The 13,163-nt window shown below is 48.9% G+C and carries 10 protein-coding genes; 8 read left to right on the top strand and 2 right to left on the bottom strand.

What is annotated here, in order from left to right; translation table 11 throughout:
- The first annotated feature begins 35 nt into the window (after positions 1-35).
- A complete protein-coding gene (uvrC, locus tag P5G61_RS25475; protein WP_301249012.1) occupies positions 36-2,126 on the top strand; it encodes an excinuclease ABC subunit UvrC in 2,091 nt (696 codons plus the stop codon).
- Here the strand turns inward: uvrC and P5G61_RS25470 are convergent.
- Positions 2,095-3,792 (bottom strand): CPBP family intramembrane glutamic endopeptidase, encoded by a 1,698-nt coding sequence (locus P5G61_RS25470; protein WP_301249011.1) that lies wholly within the window; start codon positions 3,790-3,792, stop codon positions 2,095-2,097. The genes uvrC and P5G61_RS25470 overlap by 32 nt on opposite strands.
- Positions 3,793-4,258: 466 nt before the next feature.
- Between P5G61_RS25470 and P5G61_RS25465 the strand changes: the two genes are divergently transcribed.
- The gene (locus P5G61_RS25465) at positions 4,259-5,593 is read left to right on the top strand and encodes a TrkH family potassium uptake protein (RefSeq protein WP_435874292.1); all 1,335 of its coding nucleotides are present in this window, start codon (positions 4,259-4,261) and stop codon (positions 5,591-5,593) included.
- Between the two features lie 17 nt (positions 5,594-5,610).
- Entirely contained in the window at positions 5,611-6,282 is a 672-nt protein-coding gene (locus P5G61_RS25460; RefSeq protein WP_024632628.1) for a potassium channel family protein, read from the top strand.
- Positions 6,283-6,337: 55 nt separating this feature from the next.
- Here the strand turns inward: P5G61_RS25460 and P5G61_RS25455 are convergent, their stop codons facing one another.
- Positions 6,338-7,261 (bottom strand): LysR family transcriptional regulator, encoded by a 924-nt coding sequence (locus P5G61_RS25455; RefSeq protein WP_024632627.1) that lies wholly within the window; start codon positions 7,259-7,261, stop codon positions 6,338-6,340.
- 303 nt (positions 7,262-7,564) lie between these two features.
- Between P5G61_RS25455 and P5G61_RS25450 the strand changes: the two genes are divergently transcribed.
- The 5 genes from P5G61_RS25450 (at position 7,565) to P5G61_RS25430 (ending at position 13,029) form a co-directional block, all read left to right on the top strand.
- Positions 7,565-8,233, top strand: a complete 669-nt coding sequence (locus P5G61_RS25450) for a succinate dehydrogenase cytochrome b558 subunit (protein ID WP_024632626.1) — start codon at positions 7,565-7,567, stop codon at positions 8,231-8,233.
- A gap of 42 nt (positions 8,234-8,275) precedes the next feature.
- Positions 8,276-10,018: a succinate dehydrogenase flavoprotein subunit gene (gene sdhA / locus P5G61_RS25445; protein WP_024632625.1), complete on the top strand. Its 1,743-nt coding sequence runs from the start codon at positions 8,276-8,278 to the stop codon at positions 10,016-10,018.
- 354 nt (positions 10,019-10,372) lie between these two features.
- Positions 10,373-11,137, top strand: a complete 765-nt coding sequence (gene sdhB / locus P5G61_RS25440; RefSeq protein ID WP_094937841.1) for a succinate dehydrogenase iron-sulfur subunit — start codon at positions 10,373-10,375, stop codon at positions 11,135-11,137.
- 176 nt (positions 11,138-11,313) lie between these two features.
- Entirely contained in the window at positions 11,314-12,255 is a 942-nt protein-coding gene (locus P5G61_RS25435; RefSeq protein WP_301249010.1) for a metallophosphoesterase, read from the top strand.
- 39 nt (positions 12,256-12,294) lie between these two features.
- Positions 12,295-13,029, top strand: coding sequence for a metallophosphoesterase family protein (locus P5G61_RS25430; RefSeq protein WP_301249009.1), 735 nt, complete (start codon positions 12,295-12,297; stop codon positions 13,027-13,029).
- Positions 13,030-13,163 lie beyond the last annotated feature (134 nt).

Genomic DNA, 13,163 nt, shown 5'->3' with positions numbered 1-13,163 from the left:
TTATACTTTTTTCGGGAAGGAGGACCCACCGAATTATGGATGAATTCCTTACAAACGTGCAGGAACAGGAGAAGGCACTGGAGCAGATCCGCCACAAGCTGGCTTTGCTGCCCGACATGTCCGGCTGTTACCTGATGAAAAACAGTGAAGGTACCATTATTTATGTAGGTAAGGCCAAAGTGCTGAAGAATCGCGTAAGATCTTATTTTATCGGCAGTCATAATGGGAAGACCCAGCGCCTGGTGTCCGAAATCCGTGATTTCGAATATATCGTTACTGGCAGTAACATGGAAGCGCTCATTCTGGAGTGTAACCTGATCAAAAAACATATGCCGCGGTATAACGTGCTGCTCAAGGATGACAAGACATTTCCTTACCTTAAAATTACGAATGAAAAGCATCCCCGGCTCGAAGTGACCCGGCGTGTGCTCAAAGATAAAGCCAAATACTTCGGACCTTATCCGAACTCGTATGCGGCACACCAAACGAAAAAGCTGCTTGACCGGATGTATCCGCTGCGCAAATGCGGCGTAATGCCAAAGGAAGTTTGCCTGTATTACCATATGGGTCAGTGTCTGGCTCCATGTGTACAAGAAGTGGGCAAGGAGCAGTATGATGAGATCTCCCAGGAGATCAGTTCCTTTCTGAGCGGCGGGCATGAAGAGATCAAGAAGGATTTGCAGCGCAAAATGCAGGAAGCGGCTGAGGACCTTTATTTTGAACGTGCCAAGGAGCTTCGGGATCAGGTCATCGCCATTGACGCGATGATGGAAAAACAGAAAATTACGATGGCGGACGCCAGAGACCGCGACGTATTTGGTTTTGCCATTGATAAAGGCTGGATGTGTGTCCAGATTTTATATATGCGTCAAGGGAAAATGATCGAACGCCACGTATCAACGTTCCCGTTTTACGGTGAGGCATACAGTGATTTTATGTCTTACGTGACCCAGTACTATAGTGATAATCCAGCATTGCCGCAGGAAATTTTACTGCCGGAAATGCCGAAGAATCTGGAAGATGGTGAAGTCAACGAGGATGCTGTATCTGATGCTGATGGAGCGCGATCTGCGGCCGTGACAGCTGAATCAGAACAGACAGCACGGTTAACACAAGATTCAACTATGGAGCCCCGTGTTGCCGAATCCCGTGCATCTTATGGAGATATCCAGCCAGAGGTAGATCTAGAAGAAGCTGCGATGGTCATTCAGGACAACGCTGTTGCTGAGGCGGATGTTATGGCTGATAAACAGTCCCCAGGCCTCGAAGATCCTTCTCAGGTCGCAGCTGCATTGCAGGAATGGCTGGAAATCAAAGTCCACATCCCGCAGCGTGGGTTGAAACGGCAGATGATTACGATGGCGGTAGATAACGCACGCGTAGCGTTGGAGGAGAAATTCCGTCTGATCGAGCGCAACGAAGAGCGAACCTCAAAGGCCTCGGAAGGCTTGGGACGTTGGATTGGCCTGGATCAGCTGCGCCGGATCGAAGCATTTGATAACTCAAACATCCAGGGAACCAACCCGGTATCTGCGATGATTGTATTTACCGATGGCAAACCGGATAAGAAAGAATACCGCAAGTATAAAGTGCGCTCGGTAGAAGGGCCAGATGATTATGAAACGATGCGAGAAGTTATCCGCCGCCGTTACGAGCGGGTGCTGAAAGAAAACTTGACCCAGCCTGACCTGATTGTTGTCGATGGAGGCAAAGGCCAGATTTCGGCCGCCGTGGACATTTTGGAGAATGAATTGGGATTGTTTATTCCGGTATGTGGTTTGGTGAAGGATGCGAAGCACAAGACCTCGCAACTAATGATCGGCAATCCGCCGGAAGTCATTTCCTTGCCACGTGACAGTCAGGAGTTCTACCTGTTGCAGCGGATTCAGGAAGAGGTCCACCGTTTTGCAATTTCATTCCACCGGGAGCAGCGCGGAAAGTCGATGGTGACTTCCCGTCTGGATGCTATTCCAGGGATCGGTGAAAAGCGGCGCAAGCTGCTGCTGAAGCATTTTGGCTCTTTACGCAAAATAAAAGAGGCCAGCGTCGAAGACTTCCGGCCTCTATCGATTGGTGACAAGCTTGCGAATCAGATTATTGCAGCACTTCGTGATGAGGAGTCGTGACATACGGCTTCTCTTTTTGTTTTGGATTCATCTTGTAGATGACATAACCAACAATGGCCGGAAGCACAATCCAGAAGAGTCCCGCGGAAATGTTGAGCACATCCCCCATGAAGATCAGGCTCAGGCCCATCAGCAAGCTGTCAAAGATAACATGTGCGAATACAACGGCGATGAAGCCGTGACGCAGCATAATCAGACTGAACAAGAGTCCAATCACTGTCAGCTCAATCGGACGGGTAATGACCGGATAGATGGGATACAAGGTGTGGCCCAGTGCCCAGATCAATGTGGGGATGAGGCAGGCAATAAACGTGTTTCGCACAACCTTTTGCATCATGCGAATCCCAAACAGACGATAGACCGTTTCCTCACCAATCCCGGCCATCCAGGCCATAATCGGGAAGATCCAGGCATAACTCATGTTGTACGTGGACTGATCAGCCGACGTCGTCGACCAACTTCCAATACTCCGCTCCAGAATAAAGAACAGTACAGATTGCACGCCCAGCAGAATCAATGCCCACAGGTAACCTGTATACATACTGTGCAGTACATATTTTCCGTATCCGGGCTCTTTGGCCCGAGGCCAAGGATTCAGACCGATTTTGCGCCACATGCCGTCACCGGCAACGAGCGACAGATAGATGGTTGCACTCATGACCAGCGTGATCCCAGCTTGCATGACCATTAGGAAGGTCAGCATAAAGTTCGATAGCCCTTGCGCCTGAAATAGCGGCATCATGTTCAGTGTGCCAATCACGGAAGCCGCAAAGTACACCAGGGACAAGACGATTCCGCGTTTAAATGACGTATGTGCTCTCGTCAGAATACTGTAGATGATCGCGAGCACGCCCAGCACAAAGGTCAGAAAAGCATAACCACCGTAAGTCATCCAGTTGGCTTGGCGGGTCTGATTTTGTACATAGTCGGTATGGGAGACAGGGACCGAGAAGACCGATTCAAAGGAGCGTACCGCTCCGTTTTCAAACGTAAAGTTCAGTTCCAGCTTGGAATCTCCAATTTGCTTTTCATTATCCGTGTATTTCAGTCCCGCTTCTTCTTCACGGGTGTCCAGCTGAAGTTTCGGTACATTATACCCGAATTCGCCAAGAACACCAGCGGCTAGCTGCTCTTTCTCATTTAAAGAAAGGTTATCTTCGGCTAAACGTTGGGCAGCATTCACTTTACTTTTGTCCTGCTCAGCCTCGATGGATGCATAAAGGGAAGAAGGGAGCTCACGCTTGAAGCCGACCACTTTTCCTGTTCTCATATGTACGTCAACATTCAAATAACCGCCTTTGTCCTGATCGGGCAAACGAACGCGGTACACATCGTAAGGATAGGTTGTTTCCCATTTCTTGTTATAGGTTTCTAACTGTTTGGTTTTAGCCATATACCCATAGATATCGGAATGGGTTTGGTATGTCACCAACTCGTTTCCAGTCTTCGTCGGCAGGGTATAATCGGGTAGAGAAGCTGCAAAAGATCGAGCCGACTCCGCCGCTTTCTCCTTGCTTATGAAGGATGTAGACTGGATATCAGTCGTTTGCGATGAGGTGGCAGGGAAGATTTGAAAAACAAAAAACAGAATCAGGCCAATCGCCGCAAGCAACCCTAAACGCTTGAAGTTAGCTTTGAGTACCAAAGGCTGCCCTAAGGGATTCATTTAATATTGTTCCTCCTTTATTAATATGGATATTAAAGTAAAGATAGCACAGCCCAAGCCCCGAATGCCAATGGTGAAACGAGAAGCGGTGCAAATGCATGAAAACGAATGAAAATGATCGAAACAATCTGATCTATCCGTCGCCATATCTGAGTTTTTCCCTTTTTGACGGAATTCGATGCTATTTACACAAAAATCGTTTTGTATACAAACGCCGCAGCGCTTATAATTTTGAATCAAATGTCCAATATTCCGCATGTCTTTAGGCTAACAAGGGAACGAATAGAATGTATTCCAACCTAATGTTATGTGATGCAACGATAATTCATACATGTTTACGCTCCGAAATGGAGCTTTCCAAGTGCTTGGGTATTACGAAGAGCGTTATGGAAAAGCGCTTCGGAGAAAGGCTCCACGTCGTGGAGTCATTTTCTTTTTGGCAGAGGTGGATGATACTCAAGTGAAAATGAATGTTCAATGGATGCGGCTATCGCCACCCCGAATTCTGGTCCTCGGGTTCGCAGGTATTATATTGCTCGGGACACTTCTGCTGATGCTTCCGGCATCCAGTCGAAGCGGGGTCAGCCTTCCTTTTATTGATGCGCTCTTCACCGCGACTTCCGCAGTCTGTGTTACAGGGCTGGTTGTCGTGGACACGGGAACTCACTTTTCGACGCTGGGGCAGGTCGTGATTGCAATCCTGATTCAAATTGGCGGACTCGGCTTTATGACGATGTCCACACTGGTGGCCATTGCATTCAAACGACGCATCTCTCTGCGTGAGCGCTTGATTTTACAGGAGGCGATGAACCAGAGCACGATGGAAGGGATCGTCCGCCTTATTCGTAAGGTTGTAGTCTATTCGCTCATACTGGAAGGCATATGTGGCACACTGTTTGCCATTCGCTGGTCGTTTGATATGCCGCTAGGGCAGGCAATATATTATGGATATTGGCATGCCATCTCCATGTTTAACAATGCTGGGTTCGACATGTTTGGAGAATTCCGCAGCTTTACCGGCTATGTGTATGATCCGCTCGTCAATTTTACAGCTATGTTCCTGATTGTTTCCGGCGGCATTGGCTTTGTTGTTCTGTCTGATCTGGTGGAGTATCGGAGGACGAAGAAGCTGTCGCTGCACTCCAAGGTGGTGCTGCTGACGACAGGATTGTTAATCGTATTTGGTGCATTGGTTATTTTTGTATTTGAATTCAGCAATCCCCGTACATTAGGTGGCCTGAACTGGGGTGGCAAAATATTGGGTTCTTTCTTCCAGTCCATCACGCCGCGAACAGCGGGTGCTAATACGTTAGACATCGCCGGGCTGAGGCAGGCAACGCAATTTTTCATCATTATATTAATGTTTATCGGGGCTTCTCCAGGTTCCACAGGAGGCGGGATCAAAACGACCACCTTTATGATTATGATCGGGGCTGTTGTAGCGATGATTCGTGGGAGGGAAGATATCGTCTTTTTCAGGTTCCGGCTCTTACAGGAACGGATTTTCAAAGCATTGACGATTACGCTCCTTGCACTGTTGATGATTATCGCGGTTACGATGGTGCTCAGTACAACGGAAGACAGCAGTTTTCTGACGATTTTATTTGAGACGACATCAGCTTTTAGTACGGTCGGTTTGTCTATGGGACTTACGCTGAAGCTGACCACGATCGGCAAGATTTTGATTTGTTTCACCATGTTTGCAGGGCGTCTTGGGCCGATTACACTCGCGTATGCACTTGGACAGAAAAAGGGTAAAGAATTGTACAGGTATCCGGAAGGCAAAATGATTATTGGATAAGGGGTTCGTGAAGAACAATGAAAACACAGCAGTTTGCGGTGATTGGGCTTGGGCGCTTTGGCTCCAGCCTGGCACAGGAATTAATGGAACTTGGATATGAAGTGCTGGGTATCGATAAAAATGAAGAAGTCGTCGATGACATGAGTGAATTGGTCACCCATGCCGTCGTCGCGGATTCGACGGATGAGGAAGTGCTGCGCTCCCTGGGCATCCGCAATTTTGACTGCTGTATCGTTGCCATCGGGGCGGATATCCAGACCAGTATTCTCACTGCCATTTTACTGAAGGAACTCGGTGTGAAAACGGTTGTGGCGAAAGCTATTTCGGTTCTTCATGGACGGGCACTGGACAAGCTGGGGATCGATCGTGTCGTTTATCCAGAGCGTGACATGGGAATCCGGGTTGCCCACCAACTTGTTACCCCGAATCTGCTGGATTATATCGAATTGTCCGATGATTACAGTATTGTGGAGATGAAGGTTCCAGCCTGTCTACACAATAAAACGCTGTCCACGCTAAATGCACGAGTGCGCTTTGGTTGCAGCATTGTAGCTTTGCAAAAGGAAGCCGGGGTCATTATTGCCCCGACTGCACTGGACTCGCTCCAGATGGGTGACATTATGGTCATTATCGGTATGAATGATGACATTGACCGGTTTGAGGAAGAAGTGATCAGCCAGGAGAGCTGATTCCTTGAAACGGCAAGATGACTGCTGAGCGTGGAGCTCAGCTAATATATGAATGCTAAGGCGTCGTAGTCCTCCGTGAGGGCAGCGGCGCCTTTGCTGTAAAGAGCGCAGCCGTTTCCCTGACCCACTGTCTGGAGGTTTGGCTGAGGTTTTCCTTTTCCCCGTAGATCATGCAGGTCGTACGCCGTGTCTGTTGCAGCTGAGGCAGATATACAGAGACGAGATCATTATCCGCAAGCAATTGAGGGCGGAGATATGACTTGGGAAGCAGTGCTGCGGCTTTGCAGGTAGGCAGAAGGCGAACGATCGCTTCAAAGGAATCGATCTCCATGCGAATATCCGGCATCACGGCGCAGCGCTGGAAGAGGTCGTCGGTTAATTTGCGGTACCATGTCCCTTTGGAGAACGTAATCATCGGCAGGTCCTGCAAATGCTCCATGCCGGCCTCCTTGCCAGACAATGGATGCGTCAATGGTACAACCAGCTCCAGATGATCATCGAAGAGCGGCACACAGTTCAGACCGGCCTCGCTAATAGAAGACGCAACGATGCCCACATCCGCTTTTTTATCCCGGACAAAAGAGACAATTTCATGCGTTTTTCCTGTCACCAGCTTGATTTCCGCATTAGGATGTTTCTCCATAAAGGCATTAACCAGCGGAGGCAATGTAGTTTGAAGGGTCGTCAGACTGGCTCCAAGCGTAATTGAGCTTTGCTCTTCGTCCTTATACTGCGCCAGCATGGTCAGAAATTTCTGCTGCTGCTGTTTCTGCTCTATCGCGAAAGTGTAGGCGACCTGACCTACGCTAGTTAATTCGAGTCGTTTACCACGGCGATGAAAGAGCGCCACCCCGAGTTCATCCTCCAATTTGGCGATTTTGCGTGATAGTGCGGGCTGTGAAAGATTCAGCAATTTTGATGCGCGGTTCAGACTGGACTGCTCCACAACCGCCGCAAATGCGTTTAGTTCTTCGAACATGAGCACTAACCTCTTTTCTAATGAAGGTACTTTGCGTGAGGCATCTCCTTGTCAAATATTTCTCCATGTTGTATGGCCTGCACGACCGATGTTTATAACTTATACCTATAGGTTATAACATTTAATAATTATATTGCAATTCCCTTATAAGAAAAAAAGGAGTAACATGAACCGTGACACAAGTTGTTCACACCTGAAGAAAACGGAACAATTTGTCGAACCTTTCCTTGGGGAAGGTTTGTGTCATGATATGTGAAATTATTTATGAAAACGTTGTATTTAGCGAAAGGGGATCGACATTTTATGAAAGGGTTTTACTCCAGAAAGCTGCACTCCTTGCTTGGCGTCATTCCGCTCAGTCTGTTTTTTGTTGAGCATCTGGTGACGAACTTCTCGGCAGTTGAAGGCGGCAAAGAAGGCTTTAACGGTGCTGTTGCATTTCTGAACAGTCTGCCACTCGTCATTGTTCTTGAAACGCTTCTCATCTGGCTGCCGCTGTTCTATCACGGTGTATATGGTTTGTACATTGCCTATCAGGCCAAGCCAAACGTGGGACGTTTTGGCAACGAGCGCAACTGGCGTTATACGTTGCAGCGCGTCAGCGGTGTTATTACGTTTGTGTTCGTTATCTGGCACATTTGGGAGACTCGTTTCCAGGTTGCGCTGGGGAACGTTACACACGAAGAGCTTGGCGGTGTCATACATGACATCGTGATGAATCCGGTGACGTTTATTTTATATCTGATCAGTGTGGTTGCGGCATCCTATCACTTTGCCAACGGCTTGTGGTCGTTCCTGGTTAGCTGGGGGATTACCGTCGGTCCGCGTGCGCAGCGTGTATCTTCCTACATCTGCATGAGCTTGTTTGCCATCGTAGCCATCATGTTTATTGTATCGCTGCTTGCTTTCCGGAGCATGGATTTCCAGGTAGCGACTTCAATGATTGACGCAGTTAAGACAGTTCTGATTTAAGCATTTAGACTTAAATGCTGACTTATAAGGGAGTGAACAGCAATGGCATCATCTAATATAATTATTGTGGGCGGCGGTCTCGCGGGGTTGATGGCGGCGATCAAATCGGCTGAAGCCGGAGTCCATGTTCATTTATTTTCACTGGTTCCTGTTAAAAGATCGCACTCCGTATGTGCCCAAGGCGGCATCAACGGTGCGGTAAATACCAAGGGTGAGGGCGACTCCCCGTGGGTACACTTTGACGATACGGTATACGGCGGCGACTTCCTCGCGAATCAGCCTCCGGTCAAAGCAATGTGTGAAGCGGCACCAGGTATCATTCACCTGATGGACCGGATGGGCGTAATGTTCAACCGGACACCGGAAGGTTTACTTGATTTTCGTCGTTTCGGCGGCACGAAGCATCACCGTACAGCGTTTGCAGGTGCAACAACAGGACAACAATTGCTCTATGCGTTAGATGAGCAAGTACGTCGCTGGGAAGCAGCGGGTCTCGTTACGAAGTACGAGAACTGGGAGTTCCTGCAGGCTGTTGTGGATGACGAAGGCACCTGCCGCGGGATTGTAGCACAGGATCTGAAAACGATGAAGGTACAAACGTTCCCGGCAGAAGCGGTTATTCTGGCGAGCGGCGGCCCTGGCATTATTTTTGGTAAAACAACCAACTCGGTTATCAATACAGGTACTGCCGCAAGTGCGGTGTATCAGCAAGGTGTGAATTACGCGAACGGTGAGTTCATTCAGATTCACCCGACAGCCATTCCAGGCGACGACAAGCTGCGTCTGATGTCCGAATCGGCTCGTGGTGAAGGTGGACGGATCTGGACGTATAAAGACGGTAAGCCTTGGTACTTCCTCGAAGAGAAGTATCCGTCATACGGTAACCTTGTTCCTCGTGATATCGCGACGCGCGAAATTTTCAGCGTCTGCGTGGATATGGGCCTCGGCGTGAACGGCGAGAACATGGTATACCTCGACCTGTCACACAAAGATCCGAAGGAGCTGGATGTGAAGCTCGGCGGAATCATTGAGATTTACGAGAAGTTCATGGGTGATGACCCGCGCAAAATTCCGATGAAAATCTTCCCGGCAGTCCATTATTCCATGGGCGGCATGTGGGTAGATTATAACCAAATGACCAACATTCCAGGACTGTTCGCAGCCGGTGAATGTGAATACCAATATCATGGTGCGAACCGTCTGGGTGCGAATTCTCTGGTATCGGCAATCTACGGTGGTATGGTGGCTGGACCGAAAGCGGTTGAATATATCAAAGGACTCAAAAAATCGTCCGCAGATATCAGTTCTTCCGTATTCGATGGTTATACCAAGCGCCAAACCGATAAGTATGAAGGCATCCTGAACATGCAGGGCAGTGAAAACGCCTATGTCATTCACAAAGAGCTTGGCGAATGGATGACAGCGAACATGACCGTTGTACGCTACAACGATAAACTGGAAGCCACTATCGGCAAGATCAAGGAATTGAAAGAGCGTTACGGCAAAATCAACATGTACGACACTTCCGGTTGGAACAACCCGGGTGCGGCATTTACCCGTCAGCTGTGGAACATGCTTGAACTGGCAGAAGCGATGACTCTGGGCGCACTGCTGCGTAACGAAAGCCGCGGAGCGCATTACAAACCGGACTTCACCGAACGGAACGACGAGGAATTCCTGAAAACCACGATCGCAAGCTGGTCGAAGGAAGGTCCAAAAATTTCGTACGAGCCTGTAGACGTTTCCCTCATCCCACCACGGATCCGGGACTACTCAAAGGATTAAGTAAACGGATTTATTTATAAGGTTAAAAGTTAACACGTAAACGGAAAGGGCAGTAGAAACATGGAAGCGAAGCATTCGCGAAGCTTCACAAAGTTACTGCCAACCAGAATAAATTATTGCTACTTTCAGCAAAGTGACTCCATGAGCACGACGTAGCGGAGGAGACGGAAATGTCCTGAAGAAGCGAAGCGCCCGCCTTTGCTCCCCCATTTTATTCAATAGAGATTCTTTCACTAAAAATGGGGGAGCAACAGCGGTCGTAAGGACATTCCGTTGACGGAGCGTCTGCCGTGCTCAAAACGTCACTTTACGCATCAGCAATCAATCATCGTCACCAAAGGAGGGGACAACGATATGGCGGACACAGCTACAGCAAGAAAAACCGTCAAGTTTATCATCACTCGTCAGGACAGCCCGGAGTCATCTTCGTACAACGAAGAGTTTGAACTCCCGTACCGTCCCGGCATGAACGTTATTAGCGCCCTGATGGAGATCCAACGGAACCCGGTTAATACGGAGGGCAAGTCCATTGCCCCGGTCTGCTGGGAATCGAACTGTCTCGAAGAAGTCTGTGGAGCATGCTCCATGGTCATCAACGGCAAACCGCGTCAAGCGTGTGCAGCCCTGATTGATAAGCTCGAACAACCGGTTCGCATCGAACCGATGAAAACCTTCCCGGTGGTTCGTGACCTCGTCATTGACCGTACCCGGATGTTTAACGCCCTGAAACGGGTTAAAGCTTGGATTCCGATTGATGGTACCTATGACCTTGGTCCAGGTCCGCGGATGCCGGAGAAGAAGCGTCAGTGGGCTTACGAGCTATCCAAATGTATGACATGTGGTGTATGCCTCGAAGCATGCCCGAACGTGAATGAAAAAACAGACTTTATCGGTCCGGCTGCTCTTTCTCAGGTACGTCTGTTTAATGCTCACCCAACAGGAGAGATGAACGCTGATGACCGCCTGGAAGCACTTATGGAAGATGGAGGTATTGAGGGCTGTGGGAACTCGCAGAACTGCGTGCGCTCTTGTCCAAAAGGTATTCCATTGACTACTTCCATTGCCGAAATGAACAAACAAACGACCAAACACATGTTCAAACGCTGGTTGGGCGTGTAATCTAGTCATATAAAATGCAGAACTTCAATCTGCACCATTAGAAGAAGTCGTGATCCTAGGCGCTTGTAGCCCAAGAACACGGCTTCTTTTTCTGTATACTCAGAGGAACCGGGCTAGTCATGCAGAATATGGTATACTAAGGAGATGGATTTGGAGCGGAAGAAGGAGGGGGACGCATGGGAGAAACACCGCGTGAGGGCAGCAAGATCTCGCCGCCCCGGCGCTCACAGTATGGATCTGATTCGGAGAACCCCATTTTCCCAGGAGAAGAAAAGGATCACGATCCCTCCCGGCGCAGTTTTTTGCTGCGCATGATCTTGATGACGGCGAGTGCCAGTTTGCTCACAGGAGGATATGCCTGGTTATGGGAGCCGCGTCATTTGGAAATCAAGCACGTTGAATTGAAATTACCCAAGTTTCCAAAAGCATTCGAGGGACTGCGTGTGATCCAGTTCAGTGATGTTCATCTTGGATTCCACACGGGGCTGAAACAAATGGAGAAGCTAGCTGAAACGATACGGGAGCAGCAGCCTGATCTGATTTGTTTTACCGGAGATATGGTTGAACGGGAAGCAGAACCGATGCGTGAATGTATTCCTGTACTTGCCTCGATGCAAGCGAAGTATGGCAAATATGCCGTATTAGGGAATCATGATTATCGTGGCCAGCAGCAGCATGAAGTGGAGCTGATGTTCAAGGAGGCCGGATTCACGTTGCTCCGAAACAGCCATGTTCTGATTGAACGCGGGGATTCACGTATCGCGATAGCAGGTCTGGATGACGCGCTTACGGGCAGACCTGATCCTGTTGCAGCAATCAAGGGATTGAGTAGAGAGGTCTGGAAACTGCTGCTTATGCATGAGCCCGATTATGCAGACATTGCAGCACCTTACGGTTTCGGACTACAGCTCTCCGGACACAGTCATGGCGGGCAGGTGCGTTTTCCGTGGATTGGGGCACTAACTACACCGAGAGGTTCACTCAAGTATATTCAAGGGTTATATTACGCAGGGGATAAGCATATGCCAGTCTATGTGAACCGTGGCTTTGGCATGACCCAACTGCCGATTCGCTTTTTGTGCAGGCCGGAATTGACTGTTTTTGAGTTAAAGGGTTAACAACATAAAGAATATAGAGCATAGAGGGAGGTTAGCCAGATGGAACGAATTGCGATTGTATCCGATATTCATGGCAACATGACTGCTTGGGAAGCGGTATTAAACGATATTCGGAGTCGCGGATTGAAGCGAATCTTTTGTCTTGGCGACCTCGTTGGCAAGGGACCGGACCCGGTACAGGTTGTGGATCTGGTAAGAGAGACATGTGAGCAAGTCATCCGTGGCAACTGGGATGAGCTGGTTGCGGTTAATTCGGACAATGAGAATTTTACTTGGCAAGCGAAGCGGCTGGGTAAGGAGCGATTGACATATTTGGAGAGCTTGCCGTTTAGCCACCAATTAGAGCTGAGTGGTCGGACGATCCGCCTGGTGCATGCATCTCCCCAAAGTGTATATCACCGTGTACAGCCGTGGGATGAGATCGGGAAGAGGTTAGCCATGTTTGATCCTCCGGCAGATGAGCCTGAGCTCGGTCTGGCGGATGTCGTAGGATATGGGGATGTGCATAACGCATACTTGCAATTTCTGAATGGGAAAATGTTGTTCAATGCAGGCAGCGTCGGTAACCCGCTTGATTTGACCCAGGCTTCATACTGTATTCTTGAAGGAGAGAACAGCAGTGATCGGAACACGCCATTCAACCTTCAATTTGTAAGGGTACCTTATGATATTGAACAGGAAGTACAGACTGCTCAGCAGGCCCAGGTGCCCTCACTTGATTTCTATATCCGAGAGCTTCGTACAGGTGTCTATCGCGGGCTGCAAACGGATTAGTGATTTCAGGAATAAATTGCTGTAATGAATTGGCATACTAATGTTCGGGCTACTGAGCGGAGTGTTGTTGAGTATATTGATGTATCGTCGTTTATCCATGTATTCTATTTGCGCCGGATCATCCTCAGAGCATG

Source organism: Paenibacillus vandeheii (genome assembly GCF_030433635.1).
GTDB lineage: Bacteria > Bacillota > Bacilli > Paenibacillales > Paenibacillaceae > Paenibacillus > Paenibacillus vandeheii.
This window is presented reverse-complemented; position numbering and strand designations above follow the sequence as displayed.

Bases quoted from the DNA above. Each gene is read 5' to 3' on its own strand.
- uvrC (WP_301249012.1), top strand. From the start codon at position 36: ATGGATGAATTCCTTACAAACGTGCAGGAACAGGAGAAGGCACTGGAG.
- P5G61_RS25470 (WP_301249011.1), bottom strand. From the start codon at position 3,792: ATGAATCCCTTAGGGCAGCCTTTGGTACTCAAAGCTAACTTCAAGCGT.
- P5G61_RS25465 (WP_435874292.1), top strand. From the start codon at position 4,259: ATGAATGTTCAATGGATGCGGCTATCGCCACCCCGAATTCTGGTCCTC.
- P5G61_RS25460 (WP_024632628.1), top strand. From the start codon at position 5,611: ATGAAAACACAGCAGTTTGCGGTGATTGGGCTTGGGCGCTTTGGCTCC.
- P5G61_RS25455 (WP_024632627.1), bottom strand. From the start codon at position 7,261: ATGTTCGAAGAACTAAACGCATTTGCGGCGGTTGTGGAGCAGTCCAGT.
- P5G61_RS25450 (WP_024632626.1), top strand. From the start codon at position 7,565: ATGAAAGGGTTTTACTCCAGAAAGCTGCACTCCTTGCTTGGCGTCATT.
- sdhA (WP_024632625.1), top strand. From the start codon at position 8,276: ATGGCATCATCTAATATAATTATTGTGGGCGGCGGTCTCGCGGGGTTG.
- sdhB (WP_094937841.1), top strand. From the start codon at position 10,373: ATGGCGGACACAGCTACAGCAAGAAAAACCGTCAAGTTTATCATCACT.
- P5G61_RS25435 (WP_301249010.1), top strand. From the start codon at position 11,314: ATGGGAGAAACACCGCGTGAGGGCAGCAAGATCTCGCCGCCCCGGCGC.
- P5G61_RS25430 (WP_301249009.1), top strand. From the start codon at position 12,295: ATGGAACGAATTGCGATTGTATCCGATATTCATGGCAACATGACTGCT.